The 18,676-nt window shown below is 37.7% G+C and carries 17 protein-coding genes; 6 read left to right on the top strand and 11 right to left on the bottom strand.

The features are described 5' to 3' along the window. Positions 1 to 106 precede the first annotated feature (106 nt). From I600_RS11305 to cobA, 8 genes are all read right to left on the bottom strand, one after another. Positions 107 to 1,387: an alginate export family protein gene (locus I600_RS11305; protein ID WP_058104639.1), complete on the bottom strand. Its 1,281-nt coding sequence runs from the start codon at positions 1,385 to 1,387 to the stop codon at positions 107 to 109. Positions 1,388 to 1,422: 35 nt separating this feature from the next. Beyond that, entirely contained in the window at positions 1,423 to 2,247 is an 825-nt protein-coding gene (locus tag I600_RS11300; RefSeq protein WP_058104638.1) for an ABC transporter ATP-binding protein, read from the bottom strand. 11 nt (positions 2,248 to 2,258) lie between these two features. Then, positions 2,259 to 3,098 (bottom strand): ABC transporter ATP-binding protein, encoded by an 840-nt coding sequence (locus tag I600_RS11295; RefSeq protein WP_058104637.1) that lies wholly within the window; start codon positions 3,096 to 3,098, stop codon positions 2,259 to 2,261. 17 nt (positions 3,099 to 3,115) lie between these two features. Continuing rightward, positions 3,116 to 4,216, bottom strand: coding sequence for an ABC transporter permease (locus I600_RS11290; protein ID WP_058104636.1), 1,101 nt, complete (start codon positions 4,214 to 4,216; stop codon positions 3,116 to 3,118). A gap of 33 nt (positions 4,217 to 4,249) precedes the next feature. Beyond that, positions 4,250 to 5,638, bottom strand: coding sequence for a CmpA/NrtA family ABC transporter substrate-binding protein (locus I600_RS11285; RefSeq protein WP_058105122.1), 1,389 nt, complete (start codon positions 5,636 to 5,638; stop codon positions 4,250 to 4,252). Positions 5,639 to 5,887: 249 nt separating this feature from the next. Beyond that, complete coding sequence (locus I600_RS11280; protein ID WP_058104635.1) at positions 5,888 to 6,646, bottom strand: Crp/Fnr family transcriptional regulator; 759 nt, start codon at positions 6,644 to 6,646, stop codon at positions 5,888 to 5,890. Positions 6,647 to 6,658: 12 nt separating this feature from the next. Further along, complete coding sequence (locus I600_RS11275; protein WP_058104634.1) at positions 6,659 to 8,086, bottom strand: MFS transporter; 1,428 nt, start codon at positions 8,084 to 8,086, stop codon at positions 6,659 to 6,661. A 245-nt stretch (positions 8,087 to 8,331) separates the two neighbouring features. Next, complete coding sequence (gene cobA / locus I600_RS11270; RefSeq protein ID WP_317038731.1) at positions 8,332 to 9,105, bottom strand: uroporphyrinogen-III C-methyltransferase; 774 nt, start codon at positions 9,103 to 9,105, stop codon at positions 8,332 to 8,334. 123 nt (positions 9,106 to 9,228) lie between these two features. Here cobA and nirB point away from each other — a divergent pair, with 123 nt between their 5' ends. The 5 genes from nirB (at position 9,229) to I600_RS11245 (ending at position 15,272) form a co-directional block, all read left to right on the top strand. Then, positions 9,229 to 11,745: a nitrite reductase large subunit NirB gene (gene nirB / locus I600_RS11265; RefSeq protein WP_058105121.1), complete on the top strand. Its 2,517-nt coding sequence runs from the start codon at positions 9,229 to 9,231 to the stop codon at positions 11,743 to 11,745. A 91-nt stretch (positions 11,746 to 11,836) separates the two neighbouring features. Next, complete coding sequence (nirD, locus tag I600_RS11260) at positions 11,837 to 12,217, top strand: nitrite reductase small subunit NirD (RefSeq protein ID WP_058104632.1); 381 nt, start codon at positions 11,837 to 11,839, stop codon at positions 12,215 to 12,217. Between the two features lie 20 nt (positions 12,218 to 12,237). Beyond that, positions 12,238 to 12,828 (top strand): DUF4202 domain-containing protein, encoded by a 591-nt coding sequence (locus I600_RS11255; RefSeq protein ID WP_058104631.1) that lies wholly within the window; start codon positions 12,238 to 12,240, stop codon positions 12,826 to 12,828. Positions 12,829 to 12,850: 22 nt separating this feature from the next. Beyond that, positions 12,851 to 14,701, top strand: coding sequence for a sensor histidine kinase (locus I600_RS11250; protein WP_058104630.1), 1,851 nt, complete (start codon positions 12,851 to 12,853; stop codon positions 14,699 to 14,701). After that, on the top strand, positions 14,688 to 15,272 hold the full coding sequence (locus I600_RS11245; protein WP_058104629.1) for a precorrin-2 dehydrogenase/sirohydrochlorin ferrochelatase family protein: 585 nt from the start codon (positions 14,688 to 14,690) through the stop codon (positions 15,270 to 15,272). Before I600_RS11250 ends, I600_RS11245 begins: the two co-directional genes overlap by 14 nt. A 2-nt stretch (positions 15,273 to 15,274) precedes the next feature. Here I600_RS11245 and I600_RS11240 read toward each other — a convergent pair whose 3' ends face one another. Next, positions 15,275 to 15,829: a hypothetical protein gene (locus tag I600_RS11240; RefSeq protein WP_058104628.1), complete on the bottom strand. Its 555-nt coding sequence runs from the start codon at positions 15,827 to 15,829 to the stop codon at positions 15,275 to 15,277. 191 nt (positions 15,830 to 16,020) lie between these two features. Between I600_RS11240 and I600_RS11235 the strand changes: the two genes are divergently transcribed. After that, complete coding sequence (locus I600_RS11235; RefSeq protein ID WP_058104627.1) at positions 16,021 to 17,073, top strand: phosphotransferase enzyme family protein; 1,053 nt, start codon at positions 16,021 to 16,023, stop codon at positions 17,071 to 17,073. On the opposite strand, the gene I600_RS11230 is transcribed toward I600_RS11235, so the two are convergent. Both I600_RS11230 and I600_RS11225 read right to left on the bottom strand, forming a co-directional pair. Beyond that, positions 17,054 to 17,779, bottom strand: coding sequence for a TVP38/TMEM64 family protein (locus I600_RS11230; RefSeq protein ID WP_058104626.1), 726 nt, complete (start codon positions 17,777 to 17,779; stop codon positions 17,054 to 17,056). The two genes, I600_RS11235 and I600_RS11230, sit on opposite strands and share 20 nt — an antisense overlap. Positions 17,780 to 17,783: 4 nt before the next feature. After that, positions 17,784 to 18,668, bottom strand: coding sequence for an SdiA-regulated domain-containing protein (locus I600_RS11225; RefSeq protein ID WP_058104625.1), 885 nt, complete (start codon positions 18,666 to 18,668; stop codon positions 17,784 to 17,786). Positions 18,669 to 18,676 lie beyond the last annotated feature (8 nt).

The following is an 18,676-nucleotide window of genomic DNA, read 5'->3' as shown; positions in this document are numbered from 1 at the left end:
AGGTAATTATACGTATGCCGCTAAATTACATATAATTTTAAAAAAATACGGTCTATACAAAAAGTGCTGTATAGACCGTAAAACCAAACTAATTTAAGTTCTAATATTATTCTTTTTTGGTATTCAAAAATTGAGGCTTGATGGTTAACTGTACCCATGCCCAATTTTGGCTACTGGCAGCTAGATCTTCTGTAATTCCCTTAAGTTCATACATACCATCTGCAGCGAACATTTGAGAGTACCCGATTGCCAAACCGTAGCCTTTGAATTTTTTCGCAAATACCAAATCAATTTCAGTACCCAATGATTTCTCGCCACTTGGTAATTCTTGCTCGCCACTAAAGTTCAACACCTTTACCAATAGGCTAGACTGCTTGCCTAAATCGAATTTTGCACTCGCATGAATATCAAAAAGACCTACAGAATTGGCATGGTTACCCACGTAGAAATAATCCATAAATCCGTTGAACTTATGGTTGGTACCGTACAATGGAAAAAATGCCTCAGTTTTGTCCGTAGTATCCGCTTTATTACCACTGATTACTTCTGTACCAATACCCAACGCTACTTTATCACTTGCTTTATAACCCAATTCCAAACCTAATAAATAGGCACTAGATTTTACTTCGTTTTGTCTTTCTCCCGTTTGTAAAAACAAGTTGGCATTAGCATTGAACTTTCCTTGCTTAAAATTTAAGTGTGTACCTATTGTTTGCAAATTGCTTACACCGTCTGCAGCGTCTGTATCATCAAAATTTTGAAAGCCATTGTTCAGGGCTAAGAAACTTGCCGAAAAACCATCCCATTGTTGTTTTGCATATACATATTGCATGGTCTTATAGGTAAAAAATCCTGCTGTATTATATGCCGTACCTACAGACTGAAAACCTGTTGGGTTGTCAAAATCTTGACTAAAGGCCAAACCTATGTCCAAGATAAATTTATCTTTCTTGTACTTTAATAATCCGGCATCATGGTTTCTTCCTTGCTGTGCCCAATCTAACCCGCCAAATATTCGTTGGTCATCATAAGATATCACCTGACGGCCCAATTTAGTAGACCAACCTTTTCCTAAATTTATATTTGCCCATGCTTCAAATACGGCAAAAGAATCGTTTTGATCATCTGGTAGAATTTGTCTGTTCTCTCCCCAAACCATTACATCTTGTAGGCTTAGGTAAAACTGATACGCCTCAGATTCATACTTGGCATTTAAACGAGCACGTGTAGAAATGGCGAATCCGGCATCTGCCGCATCTGGTATTAAACTACCAAAGCCATGTCTGTATTCCGTTCTTGGTCTAAACTGACCATCTAGTGTAAATTGTGCATATATGGCGTTAGCCGTTAGTAATAATAGGGTGATGATTAGGTATTGTTTTTTCATAATCTTTATAATTAAAATTTTGAGTTAGTTAATGGTTAGTGTTCAAGAAAATCTATTAAGTGTTTTCTGTAGGTATAATAATCGTCGCTTTCCAAGACAGATTTGCGAGTTCGTGGTCGTTCAAAGTCAATGGAGAGTATATCCCCAATTTTTGCCCTAGGCCCACTGGTCATCATAATAACACGATCAGCTAAAAAAATGGCCTCATCCACATCATGGGTAATCATGACCGCCGTAATTTTCTCCTTGTTCCAAATTTCTATGAGAATATCTTGCAACTCTCCCCTGGTCAACGAGTCTAGCATTCCAAAAGGTTCGTCTAACAACAATACTTTTGGTTTAATGGCAAAGGCTCTTGCAATACCTACACGTTGTTGCATGCCTTGAGATAGTTCTGATGCTTTTTTATGAAAGGCATTCTCAAGACCTACTTTGTGTAAATAGTATTTGGCAATATCTTCTCGCTGTCCTTTAGTGGCTTGAGGAAAAACCTGGTTGACCCCTAACAAGACATTCTGAAGTGCGGTCATCCAAGGCATTAAGCTTGGAGATTGAAAAATAACCCCCCTATCTGGACCCGGACCTTTTACCGGATTTCCCAGAACTGAAATATTACCGCCAGAGATAGGATTAAGACCTGCTATCATGGAAAGCATGGTTGTTTTACCACATCCTGAATGCCCAATAATGGTTACGAATTCTTCTTTTAAGATCTGTAAATTCAAATCTTCAAGAACTACGTAGTCCCCTTTTGGCGTAGGGTACACTTTTTTTAAGTCGGCCAAATCTAGCATTACCTTGGATGGGTAGATAATACCGTTCTCTGAATATACTTCGTTAGATTGTTCTATTGTATTCATTTTCCAATTCTTTAAGCGACAAAACTTTTTGGTGTAAGCTCTGGCAATTTATATTCTACATTAGATACCGTTTTTCTCTCTTCGCCTATATCCATTAGATATTCTATAATGGCATTTCTGGTTTTCTTGTAAACAGGATTGTCATTCATGGCCGTTTTATCCCTTGGCCTTTCTATATCTATTTTAAACTCCGGACCCAAAGTTGCGTTTGGTCCTGGCTTAAGAGGTATTATTCTATCTGCCATGTAAATACCTTCATCAACATCATTGGTAATCAATAATGCCGTACGCTTGTCCTGGCTCCAAATATTCAAGATCTCATCTTGCAGATTACCTCTGGTCAAAGCATCTAAAGCTCCTAAAGGTTCATCCATAATGATCATCTCAGGGTTCATGGCCAAGGCACGTGCAACCGCTACCCTTTGGCGCATTCCTCCAGAAAGCTCTTTAGGTCTTTTATTGATTGCGGGACTAAGACTTACCATAGCCACATACTCCTTTACCCTTTTCATTAAATCCGCTTTACTTTCTTTTGGAAAAGCTTCTTTTACCGCCATGTAAATATTTTGCCCTACAGTTAACCATGGCAATAGCGAATAGTTTTGAAAAATAACTCCACGTTCATGGCTGGTATCGGTTACCGGTTTTCCTTTAAAAAGTACTTCGCCGCTTGTTGGCTGCAATAAACCGTTGATTAAATTTACCAAGGTGGTCTTACCGCTACCCGTAAACCCTACAATGGCAACAAATTCTCCTTCATCCATGGTGAGGTTAATGTTAGACAGTACTTCTGTACTTCCATCTCCTTCACCATAGGTTTTGTATATATTATTTAGTTCTAAGTATGCCATGCTCTTCTTTTTATAAATTATGCCATCTCGTTTTTGTTGAAAGAAACCATGTTCTGTACGGTCAACATCAACCTATCCAATAAAAACCCAATGATACCTATGACAAACATGGCCACAATGATTTTTGAATTGGAGTCGTTGGCACCATTCTGGAATTCCTCCCAAACGAAAAGACCTAAACCTTGACTTTGTGCAAGCAATTCAATAGCGATCAAAACCATCCAGGCAACAGAAAGGGTAATTCTTAGACCTGTGAAAATTAAGGGTAACGAAGATGGCAGTATTACTTTGAATACTTTTTGAAACGTGCCTAACTTCAATACTTTGGCTACATTGATATAATCTTTATCTACCGATGATACCCCCATTGCCGTATTAACCAAAGTTGCCCACATGGCACATAGCCCAACACTGATAAAAGAAATAACAAAGGCATTATCTGAACTATCGCCTATGTACAAAGTTTTTACGATCATAAAAACCAATAAGTACCATACTACAGGCGATACTGGTTTAAAAACTTGGATAAACCAGTTGAACGCACTACGTAAAGAAGGACTAAGACCTATTATGATACCTATGGGCACAGCAATCAACAATGCCAACAGAAAACCTGCAAATACCGTTTTAATACTAGTAAGTACAATATCTATAAATGACGCCCTACCCGTATAAACAATAGGATCTTTGCCCTGAGCAATTAATTTTTCATTGGTAGCCGACAATTTTTCTGCAAACGCAGCCTTGTCCGCTTTTATAACTTGGTGATCTGCGACCAAAGATTTTAAAGATGCCCAAACCTGTGTAGGTGATGGTAGGGTGTTGGGCTGGCAACTACTGTCACCCGACTCTATACAAGCTCGTTCTGCCGCTGCAGCTTCTTCACCCCGTTCTTGCAACGCTTTTTCTACCTTGTAATCTGCCTCTTTGTTGTAAAGGGCTTTAGATCCCATATGCCATAAACCTATAAACAATAAGATGGATAGAAGTGTTATCCCAGCATTCTTCATAGATTTTATAATGCCATCCTTTTTTACACTTGGTGTAAGTTTTAAAAGTACCTGCTTAAAACTTGCAGACATGCTTTTTTCGTTTTTTAAGACCATTTCTTGCTCCATAATAATTTGTTTAAAGTCAATGAATAAATGTGCTTACTTTTTGTCTTTGTTACCTATAGAAAAACTATTGATATACCCAATTGGATCTTTGGCATCATAGGTTGTACCGTCTATAAAATCTGCCGTAGGGGCTTTGTAGCCATCTGTTGCAGGTATATCCGTTGCAGGAATTTGACCTTCGGCAACCAAAAGATCCGCAGCCTTTTTCCAAATGTCAGGTCTGTAGATATCCTTAATGGTACTAGCGTACCAGTCTGTAGTTTTAGCTTCTGGAATTTGTCCCCATCTACGCATTTGAGTTAAGAACCAAATTCCGTCAGAATAGAAAGGATATGTTGCGTTGTACTTATAGAATACATTGAAATCTGGCATTTCTCGCTTATCTCCTTTTTCGAATTCAAAAGTACCGGTCATAGAATTTGCCAATACTTCTTTTGGCGCACCTACATATTGAGACATAGAAAGGATCTCAACCGCTTCTGCTCTATTAGAAGGCTCATCTAACCATTTACCGGCTCTGATCAATGCTTTTGTAACCGCAATTGCCGTATTAGGGTTCTGCTCTACAAACTGCTTGGTCATTACAAATACTTTCTCAGGATTATTCTTCCAAATATCATAGTTGGTAGTAACCGGAACACCTATTCCTTTAAATACCGCTTGTTGGTTCCAAGGCTCACCTACACAGTATCCGTAAATAGTACCGGACTCCAATGTAGCCGGCATTTGTGGTGGAGGTGTAACAGAAAGTAAAACCTCTGCATCTATTTGCCCTTGTACATTATCTGCAGTATACATCCCTGGGTGAATACCTGCTGCAGCCAACCAATAACGCAATTCGTAATTATGGGTAGATACCGGGAAAACCATTCCCATTTTAAAAGGTTTCCCTTCATTTTTATAAGAGGTAATTACAGGTTTTAATGCATCTGCCTTAATAGGATGAATTGGCTTACCATCTGAATCTGCCGGTACATTTGGTTTCATTTTTGACCAAACATCATTGGATACCGTAATTCCATTTCCATTTAAATCCATAGAGAACGGAGTAACCAATTCTGCTTGTCTACCAAAACCTGCTCCTGCAGCAATTGGCTGACCTGCCAACATATGTGATCCGTCTAACTGACCGTCAATAACACGGTCCAATACATTTTTCCAGTTAGATTGTGCCTCGACCGAAACAAAAAGTCCTTCCTCTTCAAAAAAGCCCTTTTCTTTTGCAATGGCCAATGGTGCCATATCGGTCAATTTTATAAAACCAAAAGTTAACTGTGGCTTTTCAATATCCAGCATTTTTGTATTTGAGGCTACAGCTTCTTCAGAAACCGATTCGGTTTTCTTACTTTTTGTATCTCCACAAGCGGTAAATACCAAAGCGAGGGAAAGGGTTAAAATAGATGAAGTAAAAATGTTTTTCATAATCATATCATTTAGTTTTCTACGTATTAATACTTATTTAAGCAAATATATACGTAAGCTAAATTTTCGTTAATGCTATTAGGTATATTTAAACCTCTTTTTGCACCATATAATTAACCCTTTAAAACACATATCATTTACTGCGAAAAAGCAGTTTTCACAACTAACAATCTCTTTATCAATAGTATATAAATACTGAGGACATTGAGAATAACTACGTAAGTATGTGTGATTAGATAGTACGTACTATTAACTATCCAAATAGAAATTGTGCTCTGAGATTTCTTTTTTAAGCAATGCTATATCAGCAATACCAATTCTTTTGCCTTTGGTAATCAATAAGCCCTCTTTTTTGAGAATAGAGAACATTCTTATGACCTGCTCCTCGGTAGTACCCGCATAATCTGCATATTCCCTCCTACTTAATAAAAGTGAAGAATACCCATTTACCTGTCCAAATTTGCGGTTAATATATAATAGTGTGTCTATAACCCGTTCACGAACCGTCATTTGAGATAAGGATTTTACCCTTATTTCACTACGATTAAGTTCATTGGCATAAAACAACATAAAATCATACGTAAGCCCAGGTGTTTCCCTTAATGTTTCTTGAAGTAACTCTTTTGAAAAATAACATAAGGTGCAATCTACCAAAGCAATGGCACTAATAGGATAGGTCTCTTCTGTGCCAAAACCTCTATGCCCAATGATTTCACCTGGAGATGCAAAACGAACAATTTGTTCTTTACCATGTAGCCCGGTCCTTAAAACTTTAACCTTACCACTTAAAAGAAAGAAGAGTCCGGTTACCGAAGCTCCTTCCATAATAAATTGCTGTCCTTTTTTACACTTTATTTCTTTTCTTGCCTTTACTAGTTTGCCAATACTAGAAGTGTGAATGTTCTTTTGAATAAGACAATTTTCATTGGAGCATAATCCACAGGCACTATCTAGCAGCTCCGATCGATCGGATATACGTGTTGATATATGATTAGCACCTGCTCGCATAGCTACATGAATTTAGATACTACTTGGCGATAAATTGATAACGGACTTATCTGCCTTTTGTAATTCTTCCTTAACTAGTTTTTCATCTTCGGCGGAGAATTTAATGGCCAGCGTAACAAGTGCCGTGACTATAACAAAGCCACCTATAAGTAAATATCCACTTGAAACAGCCCCCGATGCCGCAGCAGATTGAGCCGCCTTCATTGCTTCTTCACCTAAATTAGCGTTAGCTGCCAAGGCATTGGTTTCTGCCAAAGCGGATTTTGATTTTAATAATAATGCCGCCAAAAAAGCACCTACATTACCACCTGCACCAACAATACCAGAGATAGAACCAATAGCTTTTTTATTTATAAAAGGCACTACCGAAAACGTTGCCCCTTCTGCCATTTGTACCGTTAAACTAAAGGTAATTAAAAATATAATTCCCATGGCAAAGCTTGTTGCCATTGAAAAAACGGAGAGCATAACTCCTTCTAAAGCCAATATGACCGTTAAGAAAAGTACCCTACCGCGCAAGCCTTTTAATCTACCGAAACGATCTCCGAAAAAGCCGCCCAAGGTTCGGGCAAATATATTCATCAGGGCAAAAGAAAGTACTAAATTACCCGCAGTGGACCTTGTTAACCCAAAGGTGTTTTGCAAGTAATCATCCATGGTACCATACACCGTAAGTTCCATTCCAAAAGATGCTGCGTATACAATGAAAAGAATCCACACCCTATAATCTTTTAAAACACTTAAAAACGATTCCTCATCTTTTTTTAGCTTCGGCATTTTACCTGCCTCCTTTAATTCCTTAAAATTACCTTCTGGTGTGTCTTGGGTAAAGAAATAATATACAAGCCCCATTAGCATGGCAATGATACCTGCAATGATCATTGAATATCTCCATGCAATTTCATCGGCAACCCCAAAGCTTACCACTGCAGCAGCAATTAATGGCATACCTAAACGGTTGGCACCACCACCCAAATTACCCCATCCGGCAGAAGTTGCATTTGCGGTACCAACAATATTGGGTGCAAACATGATAGATGTATGAAACTGGGTGATTACGAATGAAGCACCTATAAAACCAATAAACAATCTGCAAATTAAAAATTGAAGCGGCGTTTGCACAAAACCGATAAGGATTACAGGAATGGCACCTAGTATCAATAAATAGGTATAACATAACCTAGGACCATATTTATCACAAAGCTTTCCTATTAATAGTCTAGCGAAAACGGTTCCTGTAACCGCCAATATAATTGAGTTCCATTTTTGATCGGGAGTCAACCCTAAATCTTTAACAACATCTGGCATGAAGGGCACAATACCGAACCATGCAAAAAAGCAAATGAAAAATGCAATTGAAGTTATCCAAAAAGTACGAATGGGTAAACTCTTTATATTCGTTAAATTTAAGGTGGTGGACTTTTTAGATTGATTTTCCATAATATAGCAGATTGCGTTATTGAATGCATACAAACCTACTATAAATAATACGTAATTATACGTAGTTTTTAATATAATTTTAAATTACTACGTATTTTTGAGGAATTAAGGAAATGAGCCTGTTACAATTATTCGATTCTAAATAAATGCTCAAAAAAATTGAAATAGTGTAATTTCTGTCACTAAAATACCTTGCCGTTTACCTTTTATTAGACTACTATAAAGGTGAAATCTCCTTTATTTGATTAAATAGCATGGTGTAGAATACGCTGTACTTCTTCTTCAAAAAATGATGGATGATCAGCTACCACGTCTCCAATGACAATAATTCCCGGTTTGGTAACATCAACCTCCCTTATACTATTGTTCAATGTATCTAAAGTAGCTACATAACATTTTTCATGTTGGGTAGTTCCGTTTTGAATTACCGCAATAGGCGTCATTGAACCCCTATATTTACTAACTTCTTTCACTATTTCATCAAGTTTTCTAATGCCCATTAAAACAACCATAGTGGCAGAAGATTTTGCTGCATATTGCAAATCTTGCGAAAACGTACCATCTCTTTTAGTTGCCGTCATCACCCAAAAACTACTACTTATTCCTCTTTTGGTCATCGGTATGCCTTGACTAGATGGTACAGCTATAGCACTGGAAATTCCAGGAACTACACTAACAGGTATGCCAAATGACTCTACATATTCTATTTCCTCATTTGCCCTGCCAAATACAAAAGGATCGCCACCTTTTAAACGTACCACATGACCGTATTCAAAGGCATATTTTACTATTAATTCATTGATTTCATCTTGGGAATGCGAATGTTGACCACATCTTTTACCCGTAAATATCTTAGGTATATCAGTACGTATTTCAGATAATAGATCATCACTGATCAATGCATCGTACAAAATAATATCGGCTTGGTTCAAAACCTTCAAACCCCTTATAGTTATTAGGTCTTTAGCTCCTGGACCCGCACCTACTAAACTTACTTTTGCCGTTTTTTCTAATTCCATCTTCATAGTATTTAGCATTATTAATTATCGATTCTTCAACAAGAATACGTAATTATTTTCATAAAATCAGTATTTATATACGTATTTATACGTAATATTGCTAAGTAGCTAAACAATATGGGTATGAAAACAATAATTGTTGTCGGTAACGGAATGGTAGGATACAAATTCTGTGAAAAATTTGCCGCAAGGGAAGAAAGCAAACATTTTAAACTAATTGTTTTTGGTGAAGAACCACGCGCAGCCTATGATAGGGTTCACTTAAGCGAATTCTTTGAAAATAGAGATGCCAAAGCTCTAGAAATGGCTCCCTTGGAATGGTACGCGGACAATGATATAGAATTAGTGGTCAATGAAAGGGTCACCGATATCCACAGAAGTAAAAAGACCATTACTACCGCCAGTGAAAAAGAATTTAAATATGACTACCTGGTATTGGCTACGGGTTCTGCTCCATTTGTTCCTCCAATACAAGGCGTAGAGAAAAAAGGTGTCTTTGTTTATAGAACCATAGAAGACCTAGAGGCAATGCTAGCATATGCCGAAGAAATTAAAAAAGCTAAACCTAACGGTAAAGCGGCTATTCTTGGTGGCGGACTACTTGGCCTAGAGGCAGGAAAAGCTGTCATGGACATGGGGCTAGAACCGCATGTGGTTGAATTTGCTCCAAAATTAATGCCTAGACAACTAGATTCCAGAAGTAGTAACGTACTACAATTAACATTGGAATCCATAGGTATTGCCATACATACAGGAAAAGCTACCAATAGTATTATGGGCAATGGCGCCATTACAGGTATGGACTTTGGCGAAGATGATAAACTAGATGTAGATATGTTGGTCATTTCCGCCGGTATACGTCCAAGAGATGAATTGGGCAAAACCTGTAATCTAGAAATGGGCGTGCGTGGCGGTATAGTGGTCAACGATAAAATGCAAACCTCTGACCCAACTATATTTGCCATTGGTGAAGTAGCGTTATACAACCAAATGATCTACGGTTTAGTGGCTCCGGGCTATGAAATGGCCGAGGTGGCCGTAAATCAAATTCTTGAGCAAAACGAGGTTGTCATGAAACCGGAAATAGATATGTCTACCAAACTGAAATTAATAGGTGTTGATGTTGCCAGTTTCGGTATTCCTTATATGCCTGCGGAAAAGGGACTTTCCATTATCTACGAGAACAAAACAAAGGGTATCTATAAAAGAATAAACGTAAGCCATGACGGTAAAACCCTTTTAGGGGGAATAATGGTGGGCGATGCAGAAGATTATAGCATTTTACACCAAATGTATTTGAACAATATGCCACTGCCCGATAACGCTGAAGAACTGATCTTTGGTTCTAGAGGTGAAGGCGGCTCTGCTTTTGGTAGTGCCATGGACCTGCCCGATACAGCAGTTATTTGTTCTTGTGAAGCGGTTACCAAAGGCCAAGTTTGCTGTTCTGTATTAGAAGATGGCAATGAAACCATGAAAGATGTAGCCAAAGCCACAAAGGCAACAACAGGTTGTGGCGGGTGTAAACCTATGGTGGCAGATTTAATCAAGGAGAGCTTAAAGACTTTAGGGAAAACGGTAAAAGAGCGCTTGTGCGAACATTTTGATTATTCTCGCCAAGAGCTTTTTGATCTTGCCAAATTAAAGGGAATTACTGATTATGATACCCTATTAGATGAAGTAGGTACCGGGCATGGTTGCGAGGTATGTAAGCCTGCAGTTGCCGCAATATTTGCTAGTCTATATAATGAAACCGCCAACAGGCAAGAAACCATACAGGATAGTAATGACCGTTATTTGGCCAATATACAACGTAACGGTACCTACTCTGTTGTACCTAGGGTTGCTGGCGGAGAGATTACACCTAAACAATTAATGGCCATTGGAAGAATAGCTCAAAAATATGACCTCTACACCAAAATTACCGGTGGCCAGCGCATAGATATGTTTGGAGCAAAACTGCACGAATTACCTCCTATTTGGGAAGAATTGATTGCCGAAGGATTTGAAACAGGCCAAGCTTATGGAAAATCTTTACGTACAGTGAAAAGTTGTGTGGGATCTACATGGTGCCGCTATGGTATGGATGAAAGCGTAAGTTTTGCTATTGAAATAGAACACCGATACAAAGGCATACGATCACCTCATAAATTTAAAGGTGGCGTTTCGGGTTGTATTCGTGAATGTGCAGAAGCAAGGGGCAAAGACTTCGGATTCATTGCCGTTGAAGGCGGATGGAATGTTTATGTAGGCGGTAATGGCGGTGCTACGCCTAAACATGCCCTTTTACTTGCTGAAAAAGTTGACAAGGAAACCGCCATCAAATACGTAGATCGTTTTATTATGTTCTACATAAAAACAGCGCAACCTTTACAAAGAACCGCACCTTGGTTAGAGAAATTAGAAGGTGGTATTACCTATTTACAAAACGTTGTTATCAACGACTCTTTGGGCATTGTTGATGAATTGGATGCTGAAATGCAAGCCTTGGTAGATTCTTATGTATGTGAATGGAAAGAAGCGGTAGAAACTCCAGAAATAAGAGAGCGCTATACACACTTTGTCAATTCTGAAGAAACGGATAACAATATTGAATTTGTGTCTTTAAGAGAACAAAAAATGCCAAAGGAGTGGGCGTAAAGGTTGATGGTTGACAGTTGTTGGTTATTTATAAACCATTATTGCAATCATCTAAGTGTAGAAATTTATTAAAAATCAAAAAAACGAAATTATGTCTTTATCTGTTTTGAATACGTATGCAAGTGTAGCTGCCAGTGATGTTAAGGTTTGGTTCAAGGCCGCGCCAATTTCCAAATTTCCTAAGAATGGCGGAGCTTGTATAAAATATAAGGACAAACAGATCGCCGTATTTAATTTTACAAGAGAAGGTACTTGGTACGCCTGCCAAAACCTTTGTCCTCATAAAATGGAAATGGTACTTTCCAGAGGTATGATCGGTGAAGAAAATATGGAAGCTAAAGTGGCCTGCCCACTTCACAAGAATACATTTTCCTTAAAAACCGGAGAAAATTTAAATGGGACTTTAGATCCCATTGCTACATATCCTGTAAAAATAGAGTCGGACTTTGTGTATGTTGGCTTTTCTGAATAGCTTTGAGTAAATAAAAGACTATGGCGACCACAGATAAATTACTACTAGCATTTCAACAATTTGACGAAGCCAATAAGCAAGATCCTAATACCGAAGTTTTTGAAGGTGCTACCTACCCAAAAGAAGTTTTGTACGGTATACGTATGACAGAAAGGCTAAATGCCTTTGACCCCAATGCATCTGAAGCATTACGCCTAACCGCAAGATGTCAACATATCTGTAGATGGGAAATTCCTAGGGAGTCTTACGAGATGAACCGTGAAGGGTATTTGAGATGGAGACAAGAATTAAAAAAATTTCATGCCACAAAAGCCGCTTCTATTTTAGAAGATATAGGCTATGACAAGGAAACCATTAACAATGTCAAATTTCTTTTACAAAAAAAACAACTAAAGAAAAACGAAGAAACCCAAACTTTGGAAGATGTTATTTGTTTGGTCTTTTTAGAGTTCTATTTTGAACCCTTTGCCCATAAACACCCAGAGGACAAAACTATTGATATTCTTCAAAAAACATGGAGAAAAATGTCAACCAAGGGTCAAGAAGCAGCTCTAAAACTTCCCCTTTCTAAATTCTCTTTAGACTTAATTACCAAGGCCCTACACGCCTAGTTTAATATACGATTGCTTTTTTATGGACCATAACGAGCGTAACATACCATTGGACACCGCTACGTTTATACGTATACGTAAATGGTACCTATTGGCATTGGCAGCTATTGCGCTTACGGTAATTATTGCCCAAGTACTTATTCAACTACATTTAAAGGCACAATCTGGAGATTCTCAACTTATAAACATTGCGGGTAGGCAACGTGCCTTTAGTCAAAAATTGACTAAAGAGACTTTGCTATTAAAAGCACTGAACAACCCTGAGGAGAAAAAATTAGTGCTTTCAGAAATTGCAAAAACCCTAGAAATTTGGAAAGTTTCCCATATGGGCCTTCACTTAGGCGATGCCTCCTTTAACCTGCCTTATGAAGATGACCCCAAAGTACAATCATTGTTCAAAAAACTTGATCCGCATCATAATGCCATGGTCAATGCCATAGAACATGTATTATTCACTCATCAACAAAATATTAATGCACCGGTAGAGCAAGCAGATTTAGACACCTTATTAAATAATGAGCGTCAGTTTTTAAACCTCATGGACCAAATTGTTAATGAGTATGATGCACGAAGTAACGAACAGCTTCAAAAATTAAAACGAAAAGAATATTGGCTGCTTGCTTTTTCGCTACTGATTCTTCTACTTGAAATCTTTGTTATTTTCAGGCCCTTATCCATCCAAATCAAAAATACCATTGGCCATTTAATAGGAAAAGATGCGGAGTCTAAAAATCAGCTCGAAAAAATACAAACCCTCTATGACGAAAAAGAACGCTCGCTAAAAGAACTACAAGAGCTGAATTTCGTAATTGACAATGCCGCCCTTTTTGCCAGTATACGTAAAGACGGTAGCATTGTATTTATCAGTAAAAAATTTCTTGACCTATTAGGGCACACGAACACCCCGGTAAACAAGCCGATTTCAGAAATTCTAACGGTAGAAGAGGGTCAGCAATCGTATCTAAAAGAGGTTCTAAAAATCAACAGAAAAAATATCATTAGAAAAGAGGAGTTGCAGGTAGTGACCACTAAAGGCACAACCATATGGTTGGACATGTCTATTGTTCCCATGCACCATTCTACTCTAGAACAGGATATTTTAATTCTATGTTCAGATATCACAGAACGAAAAGAAAACCAGCTAAAAGTACAAGAATTGACCCAGCAGAATTTTGAGGAGCGTATGCAACAGAAAAAACTGCAGGCAAGTCAAATCGTAGAGGGACAAGAAGAAGAACGCAAACGTATTGCAAAAGATATTCATGATGGTATTGGACAAATGTTGACCGCTCTAAAGTTCAATATTGAGTCCATTGACACTGAGGATAAGACCAAGACAAAAGAAAAAATCGCCTATTTAAAGGCACTGACATCAGATTTAATTAAAGGGGTGAGAACCGCTACTTTTAACCTTACCCCACCAGAACTTGGTGATCATGGTATTTTTCCCGCTTTACAGAAAATGACTGCCGAACTGTCTAAATTGACCGGTAAGACCATTCTCTTCAAAAATAAGACAGATGCCAACATTAGATTTGACTCTTTGGCAGAAACCAACATTTATAGAGTAACACAAGAAGCGGTGAACAATGCTATAAAGTATGCCGAATCTAATTATATTTTGGTTACCTTAAATTACTCTTATCCTATATTAAGTGTGGTTATTGATGATGATGGAAAAGGTTTTGATGACACTTTATTAGCTCAATTGCCAAAGAACAATAGTGAGGGTGGCATGGGGCTTTTCTTTATGAAAGAACGTATAGATTATATCAACGGACGCCTTTTTATAAATTCAGAAATAGGTAGGGGCACACGTGTTACTATCAATTACAAAACAGAAGAAAACAAAATTTCATATGGAACGGAATGAGCTATATCCCATATTTTTAAAAGTATCTAACCTGCATATCTTAATAATTGGTGGGGGCAATGTGGCTCTAGAGAAACTCACTTTTCTTCTAAAGTCTAGCCCTAATGCACAAGTAGAAATGGTGGCACCTATGTTTAGGGACGAAACCATTGAACTTGCCAATAAATTCAATATTAAGATGCACAATGCTACTTACGATGCATCATTTTTAAAAGGAAAACACATTGCCATTGCCACTACCGATAACGTACCCGTAAATGAACAGGTATATCATGATTGTAGAGAAAGGCAAATTTTAGTAAATGTTGCGGACAACCCACCATACTGTGATTTTTACATGGGCGGTATTGTTACCAAAGGGAATGTGAAAGTGGCGATTTCAACAAACGGTAAATCCCCAACCACGGCCAAAAGGCTACGACAGTTTTTTGAAGATGTTATACCGGAAAATATTGATGACCTGGTTAAAAACCTCAACGAATTTAGAAAAACCATAAAGGGCGATTTTGAAGAAAAAGTTGAAACCCTAAATGAATTTACCAAAGGTCTGGTCAACAAAAAAGAGAAGTAAAATTACTTCTCTAAACTTGCGTGATCCTGATCATGGCTACAACTGTAATGTGCATTATCCGCAGCGTAAACAGAAGCATCTGCAGACTCTTGCGCCTCTTTTATTAAGCGTTGCGCAATGCGCATATGATATTGTAAATTTCCTAGGTTACGCGCTTTTGCGGCACTCTTTACATTTTCAAAAGCTTCTGCAGAAAAGTCTCTCGTATCTATAGCATGCTTTTCAGCATCTATGGTATAGCTAATGGCTTCTGCCAAACCGCAACTTTCAGAATCGTATTGCGCTTCAGATGCTAAAATTACTGCCTCATCCGCAGCGTTCACCGCTTGTCCCATTAAAAGCATTACAGTTTTGGTGTTCTTTCTTGCTTTGGTCAAAGAAGCATCAAAAGCGGCAATTTCCGCAGAAGTACTGAGCGAATCCGAAAGCTGACTCACTTGCTGCATATAATGCTGTACATCGCTAATTTCACTCTTAAAAACTTCACATTGGGCGTGTACATATGTAGAAGTAATACATAATACAGCCACCTTTAAACAGGTTTTAATCTTGTTCATTCTTGGGGGAATTATAATTGGTTATGATACTAACTACTTTATTTTCAAAATCGTATTATTATTAGGCCAACTGCATAAATTATAGAATATTCTTACTAAATATTCGCGCCTCATCATCAAACAAGTATATTTATTATACCGCAAAAGCCCCTTTTTCTATACCTTTAAATGCTTAAACTTGTTTCATATAAATGACTTCGGCATCTATCAAAAAAATACTGGTTGAATTCAACCTCAACGGAAATTCTACCCAGTGGACACCGCTAAATAACGGACTTATCAATGACACTTATTTAGTAAAAGAAGATGATGGTGAGCAGTATATCCTTCAGAAAATCAACACACAGGTATTTAAAAATGCCGGTATTTTAATGGCAAATATTCAATTTACATTGCCCGTTCTAAATGCTGATGACTATGAACAAATAACTTTTCTAAAAACGAGAAGCGACAAAAATTATCTTGTTCAAAACGATGAGTTTTGGCGAATGATGACCTTTATTCCCAACAGTACTACGTATAATACCACTACCAACCCAACTACCGCATTTGAGGCGGGTCGTATTATTGGTAAGTTTCATCAACTATTACAACATATTGATACAACTCTTATTGAAGACACGTTGCCAAATTTTCATAAGCTATCTCACAGAAAAGATGAGTTTAAACAAGCCTTGCAAAATGCTACCAAAGAAAAGCTTAATGTTGCCGATAAAGCTATCAAAAAATCACAGCATTTTATAACCGAGCTTGCCCATTTAAATACAGGTAGCCTACCCACTAGAGTTTGCCATAATGATACAAAGCTTAATAATATTCTCTTCTCAAAAACATCTGAAAAAGCATTGTGCCTAATTGATTTGGACACTATAATGCAGGGATTTTTCTTTTATGATTTTGGTGATGCCATTAGAACCATTGTCAATACTGCTGCCGAAGATGAGCAAGATCATAGCTTAATTACATTTAACGAAGCATTGTTTACTTCATTTGTAGACGGCCTGGCATCTAACGGACCCATTTTATCATCAGCCGAAAAGGAAAGTCTTCCGCTTGGTGCTGTATTTATGCCCTTTATTCATGGCTTACGGGCGTTGACCGACTATTTGAACAACAATACATATTACAAAGTCAGCTACGAAAATCAGAATTTAGACCGTTGTCTTAGTCTCTTTAATTTTGCGGAAAAAGCACTGGACCGTAAACACTATATGGCTAGGTACATTAAGAATGCTCTTGGCTAAATTTCTTGCTTTTCGGTTTTTTCTTTTTATCATACCAAATGTAAGCTATAAAACACAGCAAGCTCACTAATGAACCCCATAGCAACCCCATTTTTAAGTTGTCTATATTTTTACCAAAAACGGCTATGAATATGGTCAATGGCAATATACCTGCCAACGTTGCCCCCATGAACCTCCAGTACCCCATACTTAGAACTCCACCAACAAAACTTATGGCATCATTTGACAAAAAGGGATTCAACCTGGTAATAATTACGGCCCAAAACCCATAGTCATCTAAAAATGATACTACTTTTTTTTCAGATTTCTTTCCTATAATTTTCTTCACGAATGCATCGCCAAAATAACTACCTATAAAGTAACCTACCGTAGAAGCGGCAAATACGGAAACAATGATGATTACACTGCCCCAAACGGGACCATATGCCAATACCGAAACAACCATTAGCAAAATACTGGGCACTACCAAAAGAAACAGTTGGGCTACCATGGCCAACACCAGTACTACCGGACCAAACCATCCAAATCCAGATACCCATTGCTGAATGCGCTCTTCATTATCACTTGTTAAAACAGACCATGCTTCATTTAAAAAATCTTGTACACTGGGCACTACAAAATAAGCTATTACCAACGCCACCAAAATACCTATAGAGATATATAATGGTAGCTTACTTTTAGATGTATCGGCTTCTTTGTTTGGCATATAATTAAAGCAACAATTTTAATTTTGTGATGGTGCCCACACCATCTTTTTTTCCTTCACTTGAGATATACAGGTCTCCATCTGGGCTAAAAGTAATGCCTTCTGGTTGCGGAAATACTTTCTTGCTTAAACTATACCCATTCTTAGCCACTCCGTTTTTATCCAATATCAACAGTTTGGGTTTAGCCCCTTCTAGCATGTATATTTCTTTTGTTTGCGGATGAATTGCAATATCAGATGGTCTAAAATTATTATAAATCTTTTTCTCCCTAAAGTGTTTTAATACCTCATCATCCATATCTAGTTGCATTACTGGATTATAACCCATAGTGAACTCGCTTAATGAGAAGGCATAAACACCTTTTGTATTATCAGCATCTATATCACGGTCTTTGGGGATCATCAATAGTTGATTTGCGGATAAATCCAACCAAAGACTTTCCATGTTGTTCTTTTCATTAAACCTGGTTTTATACTCGGTAACCTTCCTATCATTATTTTGAAAATTCTCAATAATGGTTATTGTACCATCACTTTCAAGCGCATAGGCATTGTTTCCTTTTACGGCAAGGCCTTCATAATCACCTGCGTTGCCAAATTCAATTTCCTCTACTACTTTTCTCTGCTCAAGATCATAGATATAAATAATACCGTCTTCATCTTGTATTGCAGCTATTTGATGTTCACTTACCCATGAAATACCTGAAACTTCCCGTAATTCTGCCGGCAACTCCCATCTTTCTGAAATTTCATATACTGCCTTATTAGCACTATCATAGGGTAACCAATCTCTAAAGTTCATAAAAAGGAAACCCATACCTAAAACAATGGCTGCAATGGTCCAAAATTTTACTTTAGCCATATTCAATGTTGCATTCTTAGTTGTCATAATTCCTT

Origin of the sequence: Maribacter dokdonensis DSW-8, assembly GCF_001447995.1 — a bacterium.
Classification (GTDB): Bacteria; Bacteroidota; Bacteroidia; order Flavobacteriales; family Flavobacteriaceae; genus Maribacter; species Maribacter dokdonensis.
Note: the sequence above shows the minus strand (reverse complement) of the source record. Positions and strands in the feature narration are given on the sequence as shown.